This window comes from [Actinomadura] parvosata subsp. kistnae (assembly GCF_900323885.1).
Classification (GTDB): domain Bacteria; phylum Actinomycetota; class Actinomycetes; order Streptosporangiales; family Streptosporangiaceae; genus Nonomuraea; species Nonomuraea composti.
Genome location: NZ_OOHJ01000018.1, coordinates 1,765,192 through 1,781,863, shown reverse-complemented (window position 1 = coordinate 1,781,863; position 16,672 = coordinate 1,765,192). Strand labels below are relative to the sequence as shown.

Sequence of the window (16,672 nt, the reverse complement as noted above, 5' to 3'; positions counted from 1 at the left end):
GCACACTGCGGGTATGAAGGCGTGGCGCATCGGGACGATCCTCCTCGCGATCCTGCTGACGATCGTCTACCTGGTCTATCTGGCGGGCATCCCGCTCGGCCTGGTGACGCACCGGCTTGAGGTGCACGAGGTGGCGCTGGCGGCGGCGCTGCTGGCCGGGGTGTGGTTCGCGGCCTCGTCGTACTCCATCACCGACTTCTCGATCGGCGCGGGAGGGGTGAGCGCGCGGCTGGACAGGACCGAGGCCAGGCAGCGGGTGCTGGAATCGGAGCTGCGGGCGTTGCAGGTGGCGTTGAGCGGGCTGGTCACCAAGTACGAGTGGGACCATCTGCGGCGGCTGGCCGGTGAAGGGCCGGTGCCCGCGCGGTTCCGGCAGGACGGGAAGCTGCAGCTGGAGCTGGAACGGCTGGACGCCATGGCGTTCGTGGAGCCGGTCGATACGCAGCGGGGGCTCAACGCGATTCGCGAAGATCATGGGCATACGTACGAGGAGTTCGACCTCACGCGGTATGTCAGGATCACGAAAGCGGGGCGCGAGTATCTGCGGCTGCGCGAGAAGTTGTGAGCGGCGCCTCGTCAACCGAGCTGTGAGCTACTTCGCCAGCGACTCCGCGATGAGACGCCAGATCTCCGCCGCCAGGTCCATGTTGCCGCTCTGCTGAGCCTGCTCGGCCAGCTTGCGTAGCCCGTCGAGCGCCGGCTCCTGCTTGCCCTCCAGGAGCAGCACGCGGTTGCGCAGCACGTCGAGCCTGATCCGGTCTTGGAACGTCAGCAGGTCGTCGAAGCCCGCCAACTGCTCCAGCATCGCGCGCGCCTCCGCGGGACGGCCGGTGATGACCGCGAGGCGGGCGCGCAAGGCCAGGAGCTGCTGCTCGACCGTCGGCGTGCCCCCGAACGGCAGGGCCGCCTGCACCTCCTCGACACGCTGCTGAGCGATCTCCGTGTGGGGCGGGTCGGTCAGGAGGGCGAGCCGGGCCGAGCTGATGCGCAGCCGCATCCACAACGTCAGGTCGTCGCGGCCGTCGAAACCGGCGATGGCCTGGTCCATCAGCTTCCCGGCCGTGTCGACCTCGCCCTGACGGATCCGCAGGCTCGCGACGGTCCACAGGGCCTGCGCCCACTGCGGCCCTGATCCCTGCTCCGTCAAGGTGAGCAGCTCGTCGGTGTAGGGGGCGGCGTCGGGGACGCGGCCGGCCTCGGCCAGCGCCGACACCAGGGCGATCAGCGTCGCCGTGCGGACGCGGGCGGGCAGTTCCTCGCTTCTGGTCAGCTCGTAGGCGCGGGTCGCGGTGTCGACCGCACCGGTGATCTCGCCGGTGCTGCGCAGGCACCGCGACAGCTCGGCCAGCACCCTGGCCTGCAGCTCGGGCAGCCCGATGCGGGTGCTGAGCTCGGCCAGCTCGTCGAGGCACGCCCGCTGCTCGGTGTACTCCTGCCGCCGCCCGTGCCACTCGGCGACCTGCCAGAGCGCCTGCCAGCGCAGCAGCGGATCTTCACCCTCCGAAGCCTTGAGGGCTTCGCTGAGCGTCTGAGCGGCCTCGTCCTGGCCGAAGCCGGTGGCGAGCGTGAGGCTCTGCGCGAGGGACGTCCCTGTGGACTGCGTGAGCTCGGCCGGGCTGATGCCGAGCTGCTCGGCCAGGTAAGCGACGGCCCGCTCGGTGGGCTGACGCGCGCCGGACTCCAGCCGGGACAGGTATCCCGTGGACATGCCCTCACCCGCGAGCGCGGCCAGCGTCAGGCCCCGCTCGGTCCTCAGTTGCCTGAGCCGGCGGCCGAAGACTGGTTGTTCGAGCATGTCCGGACTCCCGGGTTGCGGTGACGACGTCCGACGTCCAAGGGGGTACGTCATACCCGAGCTTACCCCACTTGCCTACATCTAGACAAGTTATTGCCAAGGCTAATGGAGAGGTGATGGACAGCTTGGCAAATCTGTTTGGCAATTAGTTGCCAAAGGTTTGGCAAGACCGTACGGTTGGTCTCGTTCGACGGAGCCGGACAGACAAACGCCGGCCCGAATGACTCACGTCTGAAGGAGCACGACCATGTCCATCACCCTCACCGACCAGGACCAGCACACCCTCCGCCTCGCCGGCTGGGGTGCCGTCTCGCTGATGTCGGCCGCAGGCGCGGCCGGTTCGGCGCACAGAGCTGGTACGGAGGGCTCGATCGCGCTGACCTCCGCCACGGGGCTGGTCGGGCATGTACTGGCCCAGGCGCCCAAGGGTGTGAGGTACGGCAGGACGGTGGCCGAGCTGGCCGACCAGGTGCTGCCGGCGCTGTCCGCCTCGGTGAGCCTGCTCAACCGGGTGGACCCGGCCGAGGCCGGCAACTTCCGCCGCACGGTGCTGGCCGCCGTCGAGGCCGCCCTCCACAGCCAAGAGGGTGAGCCCAGCCCGACGATGACCGAGATGGCCCGCAAGATCACCGAATCCCTCGAGACCGGCCGTCCCGAGCTTGAGAAGGTCATGCAGGAGATGGTCGAGGCCGGGATCGTCGGCGTGACCGTCCGGGTCCGCGACGAGCGCGGCGAGTGGACCGGCAGCGCGGGCGCGGCCGAGCTGGGCGGGGCGGAGGCGCCGCCGGTGGACGGGCATGTGCGGATCGGCAGCAACACCAAGACCTTCACCGCCACGCTGGTGTTGCAGCTGGTGGCCGAGGGCCGCATCGAGCTGGACGCGCCGGTGGCCGGCTACCTGCCCGAACTCGATCTGGACGGGCGGATCACGGTGCGGATGCTGCTGCAGCACACCAGCGGGGTGTTCAACTTCACCGGCGAGTACTTCGAGGACGGCACCTTCGTGCCGGGCATCCCGGCCACCCAGGCCGGCCGGGAATGGGTCGAGCGCCGCTTCCACACCTACACCCCGCACGATTTGGTGAAGGTGGCGCTGGCCCAGCCGGCCCGGTTCGCGCCGGGCACCGACTGGAGCTACAGCAACACCAACTACGTGCTGGCCCGCCTGCTCATCGAACGCCTCACCGGCCACCCCGTCGCCGAGGAGATGCACCGCCGGATCCTCGCCCCGCTCGGCCTGACCGGCACCGTGCAACCCACCACCCAGACCGGCCTGCCGGCCCCGTACGCGCACGCCTACTACCGGCTGGACGAGCAGACGGTGGACGTCAGCGAGCACAACCCGTCATGGATCTCCAGCGGCGGCGACATGATCTCCACCACGCGGGATCTGCAGACGTTCCTGCACGCGCTGGTCACCGGCCGGCTGCTGCCCACGCACCTGCTGGCGCAGATGTTCACCCCGGAGGCGAAGGCCGGCTACGGGTTGGGGGTGTTCGTGCAGCCGGCGCCCGGCGGCGGCACGCTGATCACGCACAACGGCGGCATCGCCGGCCACGCCGCCCTCATGTACGCCACCCCCGACGGCGGCACCGTGCTGACCGCGGCCCTGAACTACGTCGACGACAGCGACCTGTCCATGGCGGCGGCCTTCCAGCAGGCCAACCAGCGCCTCGTCCAGGAAGTCTTCGGCCAGGAGTGAGCACCCAAGGCCGCCGCCGCATGTCAGCGACGGTGTCAGGGCGGCGACGGCTTCGTATCAGGGCCGCCGGCGAAGGTTGGGGCCATCAAGGGGTTCGGCGGCGAGGAACGCACTCGCCGGAACATCACCACCACCGAAAGAGAGACCGATATGAGCGTCAACGGCTTCACCGCGACGGGCCTGCGCCGGCTGCGTGAGGTGCTGACCCGGCACGTCGATTCCGGCAAGATCCCTGGCCTGGTCGCTCTGGTCAGCCGCGGCGGGCACACGCACGTCGAGGCGATCGGCACCATGCGGCACGACGGCGGCGCGCCGATGAGCCGCGACACCATCTTCCGGATGGCCTCCACCAGCAAGCCCGTCTCCATCGCCGCCGCCATGGTGCTGCTGGACGAGTGCCGGCTGCGGCTGGACGACACCGTCGATCAGTGGCTGCCCGAGCTGGCCGACCGCAAGGTGCTGCGCAGCCCCGACGCCGAGCTCGACGACACCGTCCCGGCCCGCCGCCCGATCACCGTCCGCGACGTGCTCACCTCCACCTTCGGCCTGGGCATGGACTTCACCGCCCTCGGCAAGCCCATCATGAACGCCGTCTTCGCCGCCGGCCTGACCCCCAACCTGCCGGTCGAGGTGCCCGAGCCGGACGAGTGGATGCGCCGCCTGGGCGAGCTGCCGCTGATGTACCACCCCGGCGAGCAGTGGCAGTACCAGCTGGCCAGCGACCTGGCCGGCGTGCTGGTCGCCCGGGTCACCGGCCAGAGCTTCGAGGACTTCCTGCGCGAGCGCATCTTCGAGCCGCTGGGCATGCACGACACCGCCTTCCACGTCCCCGCCGACAAGATCGACCGCCTGCCCACCCTGTACGCCCCCGACCCGGCCACCGGCGAGTTCCTGGTCTGGGACGAGCCGGAGAACGGCCGCTGGAGCAAGCCCCCGGCGTTCCAGGGCGGCGGTGGCGGGCTGGTCTCCACCGCCGACGACTACCACGCCTACTTCCGGATGCTGCTCAACGGCGGCACCCACAACGGCCGCCGCATCCTGTCCAGGCCCGCCGTCGAGCTGATGACCACCAACCGGCTCACCCCCGAGCAGAACGCCGCCCGCACCGAGCTGGCCACCAACAACGTGCACATCTCCTTCGGCCAGGGCCAGCAGGGCGGCTGGGGCATGGGCATGGCGGTGCGCACCTACCGCGGCGACTACGCCCCCGTCGGCCAGTTCGGCTGGGACGGCGGCAGCGGCACCTCCGCCTACGCCGACCCCGCCAACGACCTCACCGGCATCCTGCTCTGCCAGCTCGGCTACTCCGTCCCCAACCCCGCCCACCTGATGAGCGACTTCTGGACCACCATCTACCAGGCCATCGAGGACTGACGCCCGGCGGGCCGCCCGAACTCACCCGGGCGGCCCGGCCTCAGCGTGCTCGCCACCACTCCTGGTGAGCTGATCGCCCGCCCGCGTCGCGATGGGCGTCGGCGGCTCGCTGATCACGCCCGCCAACCTGCCCATCATGATCACGGTGTTCATGGACGAGGCGGAGCGGCGCAAGGCCCTGGCCGCCGTGACGCTCATGCCCGAATCGAGAGGGCCCGCGATCAGGGTCGTGTCAGGGCGGCGGCGGCCCGGTATCAGAGCGGTCGGCGAAGGTGAGTACCACACACCAGCACATCACAGACGGAACGGAGCACCCCCGCCATGTCCCTCACCCTGACCCCCCAGGACAAGATCACCATGCGTACCGCCGCGTGGGGCACGGTCTCGCTGATGGCCGCCGCCGACGCCGCCGGCCGGCCTCACCGGGCCGCCACCCACGGCTCCGTCGCCCTGGCCTCCGCGACCGGCCTGACCGGGCACGTGCTCGCCGAGTGGCCCAAGGGCGTGAACCTGCGCGGCAAGTCCGTGGCCGAGCTCGCCGACATCGTGCTGCCGGCCCTGACCGCGGCCATGCGCCTGCTCAACAGCAACGACCCGGCCGAGGCCGTGAACTTCCGCCGCACCGTCCTCGTCGCCGTCGAAGCCGCCGCCCGTACCCACCAGGGCGCGCCCAGCCCCACGCTGGCCGAGATGATCCGCAAGATCACCGCGGCCCTGGACGCCGCCTGAACGCGAACCTGAATAACGCGGGCATAACCGCTTCCGGTGACGGCCGGGTTATGGCCCGCGCGCTGGACTACCTCCCCGACGGCCGGGACAAACCCGGCCCGCTCCACGGGGGGAAAGTCCGTGACAGCCACCCTGGCCCGGGCGCGCGTGCGCGGGCCGCCTCCGGCCGCGGCCTCTCGGGGCATCGGGTGTTCGGGTGCGTGCTCGTCCTGGCCGCCGCACTGCGCGTGCTGGTCATGCTCGGGTACGACACCGCGCAGCTCTACTGGTACGACTCGTTCACCTACCTCGACACGGCCGTGCACATGAGGCCGCCGGGCGCCTTCCACCCCGCCGGGTACTCGTGGTTCCTGTGGGCCCTGCGCCCCTTGGGCAGCGTGGAGCTGGTGGCGGGGGTGCAGCACGCGATGGGGCTCGGCGTCGCGGTGATGTTGTACGCGCTGCTGCGCCGCTGGTCGTCGCCCGGCTGGGCGGCCACGGCGGCGACGGTGCCGGTGCTGTTCGACCCGTCCTTCGTCCGGCTGGAGCACGCCGTCCTGTCGGACCTGCAAGTGATCTTCCTCGTCACGGCCGCGCTCCTGGCGTTGCTGTGGCGGCCCGGCGCGCGACCCTCCGCCAGGGCCGTGGTCGCGGCGGGGCTGCTGCTCGCGCTGGCCGGGCTGACCCGCACCGCCGCCGTCCCCCTGCTCGGGCCGGCCGCGATCTTCCTGCTGGCGCGCCGCACACCGTGGCGGCGGGTCGTGGCGTTCGCGCTGGCCGGCGGGCTGCCGCTGCTGGCCTACGCCGGCTGGTACGCCCAGCACCACGGCCGGTTCGCCCTGAGCGGCTCCGACGGCGTCGCCCTCTGGGCCCGCACCATGACCTTCGCCGACTGCTCACGCATCCAGCCGCCACCCGGCCTGGCGCCGCTCTGCCCGAACGGCACCGTCCTTGACGCCGCCTCCGAGTACGTCTGGGACCCCGGCTCCTCGCTCAACCGCCTGCCCGGCGACCGGTTCACCCACAACGACCTGGCCAGATCGTTCGCCATCGCCGCGATCACCGCCCAGCCGCTCGACTACCTGCGCGAGGTGGCGCGGGACACCTCGCTCGCCTTCACCTGGCAGCCCGTCGCCCACCCCCGGCGCGTGAGCGCGCACACCACGTTCCCGCGCGGCTCCTGGCCGCTGCCCGAGCAGCACGCCCTCATCGGCAAGGTCCGCCGCGAGTACGACCAGGACATCCGCGGGATGCGCTCCGTGGAGCCGTTCGCGTCGGTGCTGGCCGCCTACCCGTACCCGTGGCCGCTGCACGGGCCCGCGTTCGGGGTGCTGCTGGTGGCCGGTGGCGTCGGCGCGCTGCGGCGGGGGCGCAGGGTCGCGTTGCTGCCGTGGTCGTTCGCGATGTTCCTTCTGGTCGCGCCGGTGGCCGCGCTCGACTTCGACCACCGGTACGTGCTGCCGGCGATCCCGGTCGCGTGCCTGGCGGCCGCGCTCGCGTTGCGGCGTGAGCGCGGTCACGGATCATGACATGGAGGTCGTTCGCGGCATCGGGAACTCGCTCGCATGCCGGTCGCGCGCCCTGTTAGCGTGCCGAGGTGGATCTCTTCTCACAGTCTTGGGCGGCGCTGCGCGCGGCCGTCGCCGAGCTGCCCGACGAGGACTTCGAGCGGCCGTCCGGGTGTGTCGGCTGGCTCATCCGCGACCTCGCCTGCCACCTGGTCATCGACGCGCAGGACGTGCTGATCACCCTCGCCACTCCCGAAGACAGGGAGCCGACCCGCGACGCGGTCACGTACTGGGACCTCGTCGAGCCGCCTACCGGCGACGACCCGCTCGACGCGCTGACCGTCCGGCTCGCCGCCGCCTACCAGGAGCCGCGGCTGCTCAAGTTCCACCTCGACGACGTCGGCTCGGCCGCCGGGCGCGCCGCCGAGCTCGCCGACCCGGCCGCCCGGGTGGGGACCAAGGAGCAGGTTCTCACGGTGGGCGACTACCTGTCCGCGTACGTCCTGGAGTGGACGCTGCACCACCTCGACCTGATCGCCCACCTGCCGGGCGTCGCCGGGCCGTCCGCCGAGGCGCTGGCCCACTCCCGTGCGACGCTGGAGAAGCTGGCCGGGGCCGCGTTCCCCGCGTCGTTCTCGGACACGGACGCGCTGCTGGTCGGCACCGGGCGGCGGGAGGCGACCGCCAAGGAGCGGGCCGAGCTGGGCGAGCTGGCCGGGCGGCTGCCCCTCGTGCTGGGCTGATCCCGGGCCCGCGGCACCGGTCCCCGGCTCGGGGGCGCTGATGCCGAGGTCGCGGCGTTGCTCTCAGGTCAGCGGCGTAGGTCGCGGAGGGCCAGGGCGAGCCACGCGTACGGGATCGGCAGCAGCGCCAGCCAGAGCTGGTGCGCCTGGTCCCAGTAGCCGAAACCGCAGGTCGGCGGCCAGAGCCGGACCTGGTCCGGCAGCAGGATGGTGGCGAGCACCAGGCCGAGCTGCACCACCACGGCGGCCATGGCGGCCTGGCGGCCGGGCGCGTGGCGGACGGCGGTGGCCGCCGCCGCGAGGGCGATGCCCAGGCAGGCGGCCATCTCGATCAGCAGGTCGCCGACCGGGAAAAGGGCGCCGTCGGGGAGCCGGGTCAGGGCGTAGGCGAACGCGGCCAGCCAGATCGCCACCGCCGCGCCCCCCGCCAGCAGGCAGCGCAGCGACTGGCGCACCCAGCGCGGGACGGCCGCCGCGCCGAGGTCGGCGGACATGGCGTCCACCAGGGCGAAGGCGGCGGCCGAGCCGAGCAGGGTGCCGGCGACGCGCATGAGCAGCAGGGCGTCCTGGCCGGACAGCGGCTGCCCGGCCTGGGTGAGGGAGAGCAGGCCGCCGACGAAGGCCGTGACGAGGGCGAGCGGGCCCCAGTCGATGGCCTTGGCGAGTGGGCGGATCAGGAGGACGGCCGCGTGCCACCTGGTCCGGGGCACGGTCGTCGCCAGCCCGGCGGGCATGGTCAGGGACATGGGTTCGCTCCTTGGGGCGTGTCGTGCGTTCGGGGCAGGCCGAGCAGCGGGAGGGCCTGGTCGATGGTCGTGGCGGGGTTCGTCAGCGTGGCCCAGTGGGCGTGCACGCGCTCGCGGGCGTCGGGGACGGCGAGCAGGCGCTTGGCGTAGTCGACCTCGGCGGCTCCCCATCTGGCCAGGAAGAGCTGGCCGTGGTTGTCGTCCAGATGGTGCTCGCGAGGGAGTTCGGGCGGCGAGACCTGGCCGGTGATCCAGAGCGTCACGAGCGTGCGGGCCTGCCCGCCCGCGTCGCACATCCGGCTCGGGGCCGGTCCGCCGCGCAGGCCGGTGGCCCAGACCGCCACCTCGCGCGCGAGGATCGCGCGCTGGTCCGGGTGGCCCCACGTCATCGGTGGGCGGATCATGAAGGTGTCGAGGTCGGCGCCGTGCATCCAGGTACTGGTGAGCTGCTGGACGCGGGGTACGCGGGCGCGCAGCGTGGCGGGCAGCGCGTTCGCCGCCGGGAGCACGGCCTGCTCCCACAGCGGGATCCACGGCTCGTACCCCCGGTAGGCGCAGTACGTGATGCCCTGCCGCCGCTCGCAGCGGTAGGCGTCGGGGCCGAAGTAGCGCTCGCGCACCCGAGGGTCCACGTCCTCCATCGTCTGCAGGCCGGGCTTCGGCCTCGGGGTCGGCGGCTCCGACGCCGCGGCGGCCCCCGCGGGCACCGCGACGGCCAGCGCCGCCACCAGGGCCAGGGCGGGCACGAGCCGGGCGCGGTGCCGCAGCGCCGCGACGGCCGCGCATCCGGCGGCGAGCGCGAGCACGTACAGCAGGTGGATGGCGGACGGGCGGTCCGCCCAGTCGGCCTCGTGCACCTGCATCACCGGCAGCAGCCACCCGGCGGAGCCGTGCTGCGGGTTCGTGTAGATCAGGTAGCCGAGCACGGCCGCCACCATCGGCCCCGCGACCAGCCACCGCGCCCACCGTCCGACGGCCACCCCCAGCGTGGCGGCCAGCATCGCGGCGGCCACGGCGGTCAGCGGCTCCCACACGTCGAGCCGGCCCGCCACCGGGCCGCTCAGCACCCTGATCGCGAGGTACCCGCCGACCGCCACGGCCGCCGCCAGGCCGGCGACGAGCGGCGTGGCCAGCAGGATCGCCCGGGTCCTGTGCTCGGCCCGCCCCGGCAGGGCCGACAGGCTCTCCGGCATCCCGTGGCGGCCGTCGCGCGAGGCGGCCAGGCTCGCCACGATCAGCACCACCGCCCCCAGGCAGGTGGACAGGCCGGTCGCGTGCACCGGGTCCACGCCCAGATGCGGCCGGCGGTCGTGGCCGAGGTAGGTCTGCAGGGCAAGCACGAGCGCCGTCGCGCCCCACACGAGAGGGTGCCGGGCCAGCCTGCGGGTCTCGAACAGGAACAACGCCCACGTCACGCCGGCTCGCCGGGCGTCCACGGTCGGTCTCACGTCGCCTGATGTCACGCCGCCACCTCCTCTCCGAGCAGCATCAGGTAGCCGTCCTCGACCCCCGGCGTCGCCTGCTCGGCGGCGGGCGGCCGGTCGCCGAGCGTCCGGTAGCGGCCGTCCGCCGTGCGCCAGAACATCCGGGACGTCGCCGGCGCCTCCGCCGACAGCCACACCTGCCCGTCCGCGACCCGCGCCAGCTCGCCCGGCGTGCCGTCGAAGACGGCCCGGCCGCCGCGCAGCACGATCACCCGCTCGCACAGCGCCGCCACGTCCTCCGTCTGGTGCGTGGACAGCACGACCGCACGGCTCTCACCGAGCCGCGAGACCAGCGCCCTGAACGACATCCGCTGCTCGGGATCGAGCCCCACGGTCGGTTCGTCGAGGATCAGCAGGTCCGGCTCGCCCAGCAGGGCCTGGGCCAGCGCGAGCCGCTGCCGCATGCCGCCCGACAGCTTGCGTACCTTCGTCCTGGCCTGCCCCGTCAGGTCCACCTCGGCCAGCACCCGGCGCACCTCCGCGTGCCGGTGCTCGCGGTCGGTCAGCTCTTTCAGGATGGCCACGTAGTCCACCAGGTCGAACGCGGTGAAGTGCGGGTAGAAGCCCGGGTCCTGCGGCAGGTAGCCGAGGCGGCGGCGCAGCGCGGTGCGCTGGGAGGGGCTCGCCGGGTCCAGGCCGAACGCGGTGACCGAGCCGGAGTCGGGGGCCAGGGTGGTGGCCAGGCAGCGCAGCAGCGTCGTCTTGCCGGCGCCGTTCGGGCCGAGCAGGCCGGTGACGCCGGTGCGCAGGGTGAGGTCGAGGTGGTCGAGGGCGGGCCGGCCGCCGTACGTCTTGGTCAGGCCGTTGATCTGGATCATGAAACGCTCGCCTTACGGATGCGGAGGATGAGCAGGAGGGCGACCCCGGCGTAGCCGAGCTGGGCCAGGGGTCCGAACGCGGCCAGCGGGCCGCTGACGAGCAGGCCCGTGCCGACGATGGCCAGCCACAGCCCGCCCACGGCGAGCGCGGCGATCGGCACGGGCAGCCGGTGGGACAGGGCCAGGCACCCTGAACTGGCCGCCAGCGAAGGCAGCAGCCAGGCGGCGCTCAATCCTGGCGGGGCGGGCAGCAGCGGCGTGGCGAGCGCGGCCAGCGCGGTCGCGACCGCCAGCACCGTCACCGCCCTGGTCAGGAGCAGGCGGGGGCCGGCCATCGGCGTGGCGGCCATGAGCTCGTGCGCGGGATCGACGCGCGGCCCGTACGCCAGCGCGATCCCCGCCAGCGGCAGCACCGGGGCCATGACCAGGAACACGGGCATCAGCTCGGGCGCCTCCCGCGCCGCCAGCACCGCGAACGTCAGCGCGGTCACCACCGCCGCCAGCCAGGCCCTGCTCATCGTCGGCGTGGCCGCCACCAGCCGGGCGAGATGGTCGGGGACGCCGCCGTGGCGCAGGAACCGCTCGGCCGGGCTCGGTCGGGGCCCCGCCAGCCGGGACTCCAGCCGCTGCCAGGACGTCTCCAGCCATTCCCGCTCGTACGGGATGGCGGCCCGGCAGGCCGGGCACCGTTCGAGGTGGGCCTCCACGGACATCGCGGGGGCGGGGGGCAGCGTGCCCGCGAGGTAGCGTTCGCGCAGATCATCCGGAATGTGCCAGTTCGTCATGACAGCTCCTCAAGAGGGCGGATACGCGCGGTCGTCATGACAGCTCCTCGCGCAGCCGGGCCCTGGCCCGCGCCGCGCGGGACTTGACCGTGCCTTCGGGGATGCCGAGCAGGTGCGCCGCCTCCTTGGTGGTGAGGCCGTCCAGGACGGTGGCCTCGATGACCGCGCGCAGCTCGGGGGAGAGCCTGTTCAGTGCGGTGCCGAGGTCGCCGTGCTCCACGCCGAGCAGCACGGCTTCCTCGGCGGACCCGGTCACCTGGCCCGCGTGCCCGTCGGGGTCGGCGCCGGTGCCGATCCAGCGGGCGCCGCCGCCGCGCAACGCGGAGATCAGCCGCCGGACGGCGATCGTCCACAGCCAGCCCGCCGGATTTCCGCCGTCGAACCGGCCCGCCGATCGCCACACCGCCAGGAACGTCTCCTGCAAGGCGTCGTCCACGACGTCCGGATCGGCGCAGCGCCTGGACAGCCTGGCGCGCAGCCACGGGGCGTGGCGCTGGTGGAGCAGGCGCAGCGCGGCGGTGCTGCGCGCGGCCACGGCGGCGAGCAGCTCGGCGTCGGTGCTGTCCGGGTCGACGGCCGGCGGGTCCGCCGCGCGCCTGCGCCAGAGGTCGGAGGGTCTCACGTCTCTGTCTATCGCCGCGTGCGCGGGATCCGGTTCGCGCCGCGCCCTCACGTAAAAGGGTTCGAAAACTGTCGGTGGCCGGTGATACAAAGCAGGTTCCACCTAGCAAGGGGCCTGAGCATGTCGATCACCAGTGGCTCGGAGTTCTCCGTCGCCGGGCCGCGCACCAACCGTCGCGGCCCCGCGCGCTGGCTCTGGTCGCACCTGCGCCGTCACCCGCTGCACCTGCTCGGCTTCCTCGGCGGGTCGGTCGTCATGGTGGTGCTCAACGCGCTGGTGCCGCAGCTCACCGGCGACGCGTTCGACGCCGTGCTGGGCGTGCGGGGCGAGCCGATGGACGCGCTCGGGCTGATCGCGTGGGCGTTGCTGGCGATCGTGGTGGCGCGCGGGGTGTTCGACCTGGTGGCGCGGCTGTCGAGCGAGGTGCTGGCCAAGCGGCTGGAGCGCGACGCGCGTGACGAGCTGTACGTGAGCCTGCTGGGCAAGAGCCAGACCTTCCACAACCGGCAGCGGGTCGGCGACCTGATGGCCCGCGCGGCGAACGACATCCGGCAGCTCTCCATCATGATCACGCCCGGGGCCGACCTCATCGTCGACTCGGGGCTGACCGGGCTGGTGCCGCTGTTCTTCATCGCCGCCATCGATCCGCGGCTGCTGCTGGCGCCGGGGATCTTCGCGGTGGTGTTCGTGGTGGCGCTGTGGCACTACATGCGGCAGCTCAACCCGGTCGCGACGCGGATGCGGGAGGAGTTCGGCGAGCTCAACGCGGGGCTCAACCAGGCCGTGCGCGGCATCGAGGTGATCAAGGTGACTGCGCAGGAGGCGCAGGAGCGGCTGCGCTTCCGCGCCAACGCGCGGCGCTATCGCGACTCGTTCGTCCGCAACGGGCTCGTGCAGGCGCGCTACCTGCCGACGCTGCTGTTCGCGTTCGCCATGGCGGCGGGGCTGTGGCACGGCCTCTACCTGCAGAGCGTCGGGGCGATCACGATCGGCGAGCTGGTCGCGTTCATGGGGCTCATGGGCATGCTCGGGTTCCCGACGCAGATGTCCATCTTCACGTTCTCGCTGATCCAGATCGGCATCGTGTCCGCGCGCCGGATCCTCAGCATCATCACCTCCGACAGCGAGATCGAGCAGCGTGCCGACGGGCACGCCGCGCCGATCAGCGGCGAGATCGTCTTCGAGGACGTCACGTTCGGCTACGACGACGACGGCGAGCCCGCGCTGCGCGGCGTGTCGTTCACGGTGCGGCCGGGGGAGACGGTGGCGATCGTCGGCGAGACCGGCTCCGGCAAGAGCACGCTGACCAAGCTGGTGCCGCGCATCTACGACGTCACCTCGGGGCGCATCCTCGTCGACGGCGTCGACGTACGCGAGTGGGACCTCGACTCGCTGCGCTCCCAGATCTCCACGATCGAGCAGGACATCGTGCTGTTCTCCCGCTCCGTGGCCGAGAACATCGCCTTCAGCAAGGGGCAGCGCGCCGACCGCGAGGCGGTGGAGCGGGCGGCGCGCGACGCGCAGGCCGCCGAGTTCATCGACGAGCTCGACGACGGCTACGACACGGTGATCGGCGAGCGCGGCGTCACGCTGTCCGGCGGGCAGCGGCAGCGGTTGGCCATCGCGCGGGCGCTGCTGACCGACCCGGCCATCCTCGTGCTCGACGACTCCACCAGCGCCATCGACTCCGCCACCGAAGACAGGATCCAGCAGGCCATCGGGCGCATCCTCGAAGGGCGCACCACCCTGCTCATCACCCACCGGCTCTCCCAGATCCGCTGGGCCGACAAGGTGCTGCTGCTGCGGCGCGGCCAGGTGGCCGACTTCGGCACGCACGACGAGCTGATCGGGCGCAGCCGCCTCTACCGGCGCGTGTTCGCCCACTACGACGAGGCCGACCTCGCCGGTGAGCCGGTCCTGGCCGCTGAGCAGGGAGGGGTGCGCTGATGGGCTTCCTCATGGACGGCCTCGACGCCGAAGACTACGACCGCACCTACAACGACCGCGACCTGCTGCGCCGGATCATGTCGTACTTCCGGCCCAAGCTGGGCGCGATGGTGCTGGTGGCGTCCATGATCGTGCTGGGCTCCGCGGCCCAGGCGGTCATCCCCACGCTCGGCAGCCTCGCCGTCGACGCCATCGCCGACGGCACCATCGGCGAGGTCGGCTGGCTGCTGGCGGCGGGCATCCTGGCCACCGGCGTGTTGTCGTGGGGCCTCAACTACGTCCGGCAGAAGAACAGCGCCAAGGTCACCGGCGACGTCGTGCTGCGCCTGCGCGAAGACGCGTTCGACGCGGTGCTGGAGCGCGACCTGTCCTTCTACGACGAGACGCCGTCCGGCCGGATCGTCAGCCGGGTGACGTCCGACACCGACGACTTCGCCACCGTCTCCACCCTCACAATGGACCTGATCAGCCAGGTGCTGATGGTCGGCTTCGTGACGGCGCTGCTGTTCGCGCGCAGCGTCGAGCTGGCCCTGCTGACGCTGCTCGTGGTGCCGGTCGTGGTGGGGCTGGCGCTGCTGTTCCGGCGGCTGGCCCGGCTCAGCACGCGGCGCGCCCAGCGCTCGCTGAGCCGCGTCAACGCCAACCTCCAGGAGACCATGGGCGGCATCGCCGTCGCGAAGAACTTCCGGCAGGAGCAGCAGGTCTACGACGAGTTCCGGCCCATCAACCAGCAGAGCTACCAGGTGACGCTGCGGCAGGGGTTCGTCTTCTCCGCCATCTTCCCCGTGCTCTTCCTCGTGGCCGGGCTCGCCACGGTCGCGCTCGTCCAGCTCGGCGGCGCGAACGTCGTCACGGGCGGGCTGTCGGCCGGCGACTGGTACCTGTTCCTCCAGGGCGTGTCGCTCTTCTGGTTCCCGCTGACGTCCATCGCCGCGTTCTGGTCGCAGTTCCAGCAGGGGCTGTCGGCGTCCGAGCGGGTGTTCGCGCTGATCGACGCGCCGCCGCGGGTCGTGCAGAGCGACGCCCAGCCGGCCGGGCGGCTGGCCGGCCGCATCGAGTTCCAGAGCGTGACCTTCGGTTACGACCCGGCGCAGCCCGTACTCCGGAGCTTCGACCTCGTCATCGAAGCCGGCGAGAGCGTGGCGCTGGTCGGGCACACCGGCGCCGGCAAGTCCACGCTCAGCAAGCTGATCACCCGCTTCTACGAGTTCCAGGACGGGCGGCTGCTCATCGACGGCCGCGACATCCGCACCCTTGAGCTGGGCAGCTACCGGCGCCAGATCGGGGCCGTGCCGCAGGCGCCGTTCCTGTTCAGCGGCACCGTCGCCGACAACATCCGCTACCCGCGCCCCGACGCCACCGACGAGGAGGTGCTGGCCGCCGCGTCGGCCGTCGGCGGCGGCGACTGGATCGACGCCCTGCCCGGCGGCCTGGAGACCGACGTCGGCGAGCACGGCCGCGCCCTGTCGATGGGGCAGCGCCAGCTCGTCGCCCTGGCCCGGCTGCTCATCCAGGACCCGGCGATCGTCGTCCTCGACGAGGCCACCGCCAGCGTCGACCCGCTCACCGAGGCACAGATCCAGGAAGGGCTCGACGTGGTGCTGGCCGGCCGCACGTCGATCGTCATCGCCCACCGGCTGTCCACGATCGAGCACGTCGACCGCATCATCGTGCTCGACCACGGGCAGATCGTGGAGGAGGGCGACCACGCCACGCTGCTGGCCAAGGGCGGGCGATACTGCCAGGTCTACAACACCTACTTCCGGCACCAGTCACCCAACTACCGGGCGGGGACGGGCTTCGTGCCGGTCAGCTCCGGCTGAGCGGCGCCCGGATTGTCGGCCGCCTGCCCTAAGCTCTGCCGTCATGAGCGAATCCAGCGGGTTATCCGCCACCGTGCACGCCACCCACATCGACCTTCATGTCAGTTACCGGCAGGCGTACCTGGTCGACTGCACCGACGACGCCGAAGGCCCCGAGGGCATTCCGGACGATCACCCGACCCACCCTGTGGGGATCGTCCGCGTCGAGGGCGGGGACGCGTTCCTCGTCACCGGTCTGCACACCGGGACGGTCGACTTCACGGTCGCGGTGGCTGACCGCGATCCCGGGGCGGACGTCGAAGGCTTCGAGGACGTCGTGGAGATCAGCATCGAATCCGAGTCCGGCAGGTTCGAGCTGCGGGAGTGGGGCGGGCCCGGGCACGAGCTGCCCGAGCTGCCCGCCGGGCCCGGGTGGTACCGGCTGCGGTACCACGCGCGGGGGATGGACGACGCGACCGACGACGCGGACCTGTCGAACGGGCCCATCGATCACTACCTGCTGCAGATCTGGCCGGCGGAGGAGACGCTGCCGCAGGTGGTCAAGCACGGCAGCGCTTCTGCGGCGTACTGGCGGCAGCCCGACTGACGACGGCTTTTCGAGGCCGCTCACCTGGAGA

At 72.3% G+C, this 16,672-nt stretch carries 16 protein-coding genes; 9 read left to right on the top strand and 7 right to left on the bottom strand.

The genetic code is table 11. The features are described from left to right. Positions 1 to 13 precede the first annotated feature (13 nt). Positions 14 to 565 (top strand): hypothetical protein, encoded by a 552-nt coding sequence (locus tag KIS93_RS28265; protein ID WP_080044842.1) that lies wholly within the window; start codon positions 14 to 16, stop codon positions 563 to 565. A 27-nt stretch (positions 566 to 592) separates the two neighbouring features. Here KIS93_RS28265 and KIS93_RS28260 read toward each other — a convergent pair whose 3' ends face one another. Continuing rightward, positions 593 to 1,795: a helix-turn-helix domain-containing protein gene (locus KIS93_RS28260; protein WP_080044843.1), complete on the bottom strand. Its 1,203-nt coding sequence runs from the start codon at positions 1,793 to 1,795 to the stop codon at positions 593 to 595. 247 nt (positions 1,796 to 2,042) lie between these two features. On the opposite strand from KIS93_RS28260, the gene KIS93_RS28255 reads away from it, so the two are divergent. Together KIS93_RS28255 and KIS93_RS28250 are read left to right on the top strand one after the other, a co-directional pair. Beyond that, positions 2,043 to 3,497: a serine hydrolase domain-containing protein gene (locus tag KIS93_RS28255; protein ID WP_230465761.1), complete on the top strand. Its 1,455-nt coding sequence runs from the start codon at positions 2,043 to 2,045 to the stop codon at positions 3,495 to 3,497. A 150-nt stretch (positions 3,498 to 3,647) separates the two neighbouring features. Continuing rightward, a complete protein-coding gene (locus KIS93_RS28250) occupies positions 3,648 to 4,871 on the top strand; it encodes a serine hydrolase domain-containing protein (protein WP_080044845.1) in 1,224 nt (407 codons plus the stop codon). Between the two features lie 21 nt (positions 4,872 to 4,892). Here the strand turns inward: KIS93_RS28250 and KIS93_RS28245 are convergent, their stop codons facing one another. Next, on the bottom strand, positions 4,893 to 5,069 hold the full coding sequence (locus KIS93_RS28245; protein ID WP_155128968.1) for a hypothetical protein: 177 nt from the start codon (positions 5,067 to 5,069) through the stop codon (positions 4,893 to 4,895). A 123-nt stretch (positions 5,070 to 5,192) separates the two neighbouring features. On the opposite strand from KIS93_RS28245, the gene KIS93_RS28240 reads away from it, so the two are divergent. From KIS93_RS28240 to KIS93_RS28230, 3 genes are all read left to right on the top strand, one after another. Continuing rightward, positions 5,193 to 5,600: a hypothetical protein gene (locus KIS93_RS28240; RefSeq protein WP_080044846.1), complete on the top strand. Its 408-nt coding sequence runs from the start codon at positions 5,193 to 5,195 to the stop codon at positions 5,598 to 5,600. Between the two features lie 200 nt (positions 5,601 to 5,800). Next, positions 5,801 to 7,108 (top strand): hypothetical protein, encoded by a 1,308-nt coding sequence (locus KIS93_RS28235; protein WP_246005375.1) that lies wholly within the window; start codon positions 5,801 to 5,803, stop codon positions 7,106 to 7,108. Between the two features lie 68 nt (positions 7,109 to 7,176). Further along, a complete protein-coding gene (locus tag KIS93_RS28230) occupies positions 7,177 to 7,830 on the top strand; it encodes a maleylpyruvate isomerase N-terminal domain-containing protein (protein ID WP_080044847.1) in 654 nt (217 codons plus the stop codon). 68 nt (positions 7,831 to 7,898) lie between these two features. Here the strand turns inward: KIS93_RS28230 and KIS93_RS28225 are convergent, their stop codons facing one another. The 5 genes from KIS93_RS28225 to KIS93_RS28205 are packed head-to-tail and all read right to left on the bottom strand — an operon-like array spanning position 7,899 to position 12,285. Next, positions 7,899 to 8,576 (bottom strand): hypothetical protein, encoded by a 678-nt coding sequence (locus KIS93_RS28225; RefSeq protein ID WP_155128970.1) that lies wholly within the window; start codon positions 8,574 to 8,576, stop codon positions 7,899 to 7,901. Further along, entirely contained in the window at positions 8,567 to 10,024 is a 1,458-nt protein-coding gene (locus tag KIS93_RS67635; protein ID WP_155128972.1) for a hypothetical protein, read from the bottom strand. Before KIS93_RS67635 ends, KIS93_RS28225 begins: the two co-directional genes overlap by 10 nt. Before the next feature lie 11 nt (positions 10,025 to 10,035). Next, positions 10,036 to 10,878, bottom strand: coding sequence for an ABC transporter ATP-binding protein (locus KIS93_RS28215; RefSeq protein ID WP_080044849.1), 843 nt, complete (start codon positions 10,876 to 10,878; stop codon positions 10,036 to 10,038). Further along, entirely contained in the window at positions 10,875 to 11,663 is a 789-nt protein-coding gene (locus tag KIS93_RS28210) for a zf-HC2 domain-containing protein (RefSeq protein ID WP_080044850.1), read from the bottom strand. Before KIS93_RS28210 ends, KIS93_RS28215 begins: the two co-directional genes overlap by 4 nt. A gap of 34 nt (positions 11,664 to 11,697) precedes the next feature. Next, positions 11,698 to 12,285 (bottom strand): RNA polymerase sigma factor, encoded by a 588-nt coding sequence (locus KIS93_RS28205; RefSeq protein WP_080044851.1) that lies wholly within the window; start codon positions 12,283 to 12,285, stop codon positions 11,698 to 11,700. A 120-nt stretch (positions 12,286 to 12,405) separates the two neighbouring features. Between KIS93_RS28205 and KIS93_RS28200 the strand changes: the two genes are divergently transcribed. The 3 genes from KIS93_RS28200 to KIS93_RS28190 are packed head-to-tail and all read left to right on the top strand — an operon-like array spanning position 12,406 to position 16,641. Further along, on the top strand, positions 12,406 to 14,232 hold the full coding sequence (locus tag KIS93_RS28200; protein WP_080044852.1) for an ABC transporter ATP-binding protein: 1,827 nt from the start codon (positions 12,406 to 12,408) through the stop codon (positions 14,230 to 14,232). Further along, positions 14,232 to 16,055: an ABC transporter ATP-binding protein gene (locus KIS93_RS28195; protein ID WP_080044853.1), complete on the top strand. Its 1,824-nt coding sequence runs from the start codon at positions 14,232 to 14,234 to the stop codon at positions 16,053 to 16,055. The genes KIS93_RS28200 and KIS93_RS28195 overlap by 1 nt, the downstream gene beginning before the upstream one ends. Positions 16,056 to 16,098: 43 nt before the next feature. Further along, complete coding sequence (locus KIS93_RS28190; RefSeq protein WP_186404491.1) at positions 16,099 to 16,641, top strand: hypothetical protein; 543 nt, start codon at positions 16,099 to 16,101, stop codon at positions 16,639 to 16,641. The last annotated feature ends 31 nt before the right edge of the window (positions 16,642 to 16,672 follow it).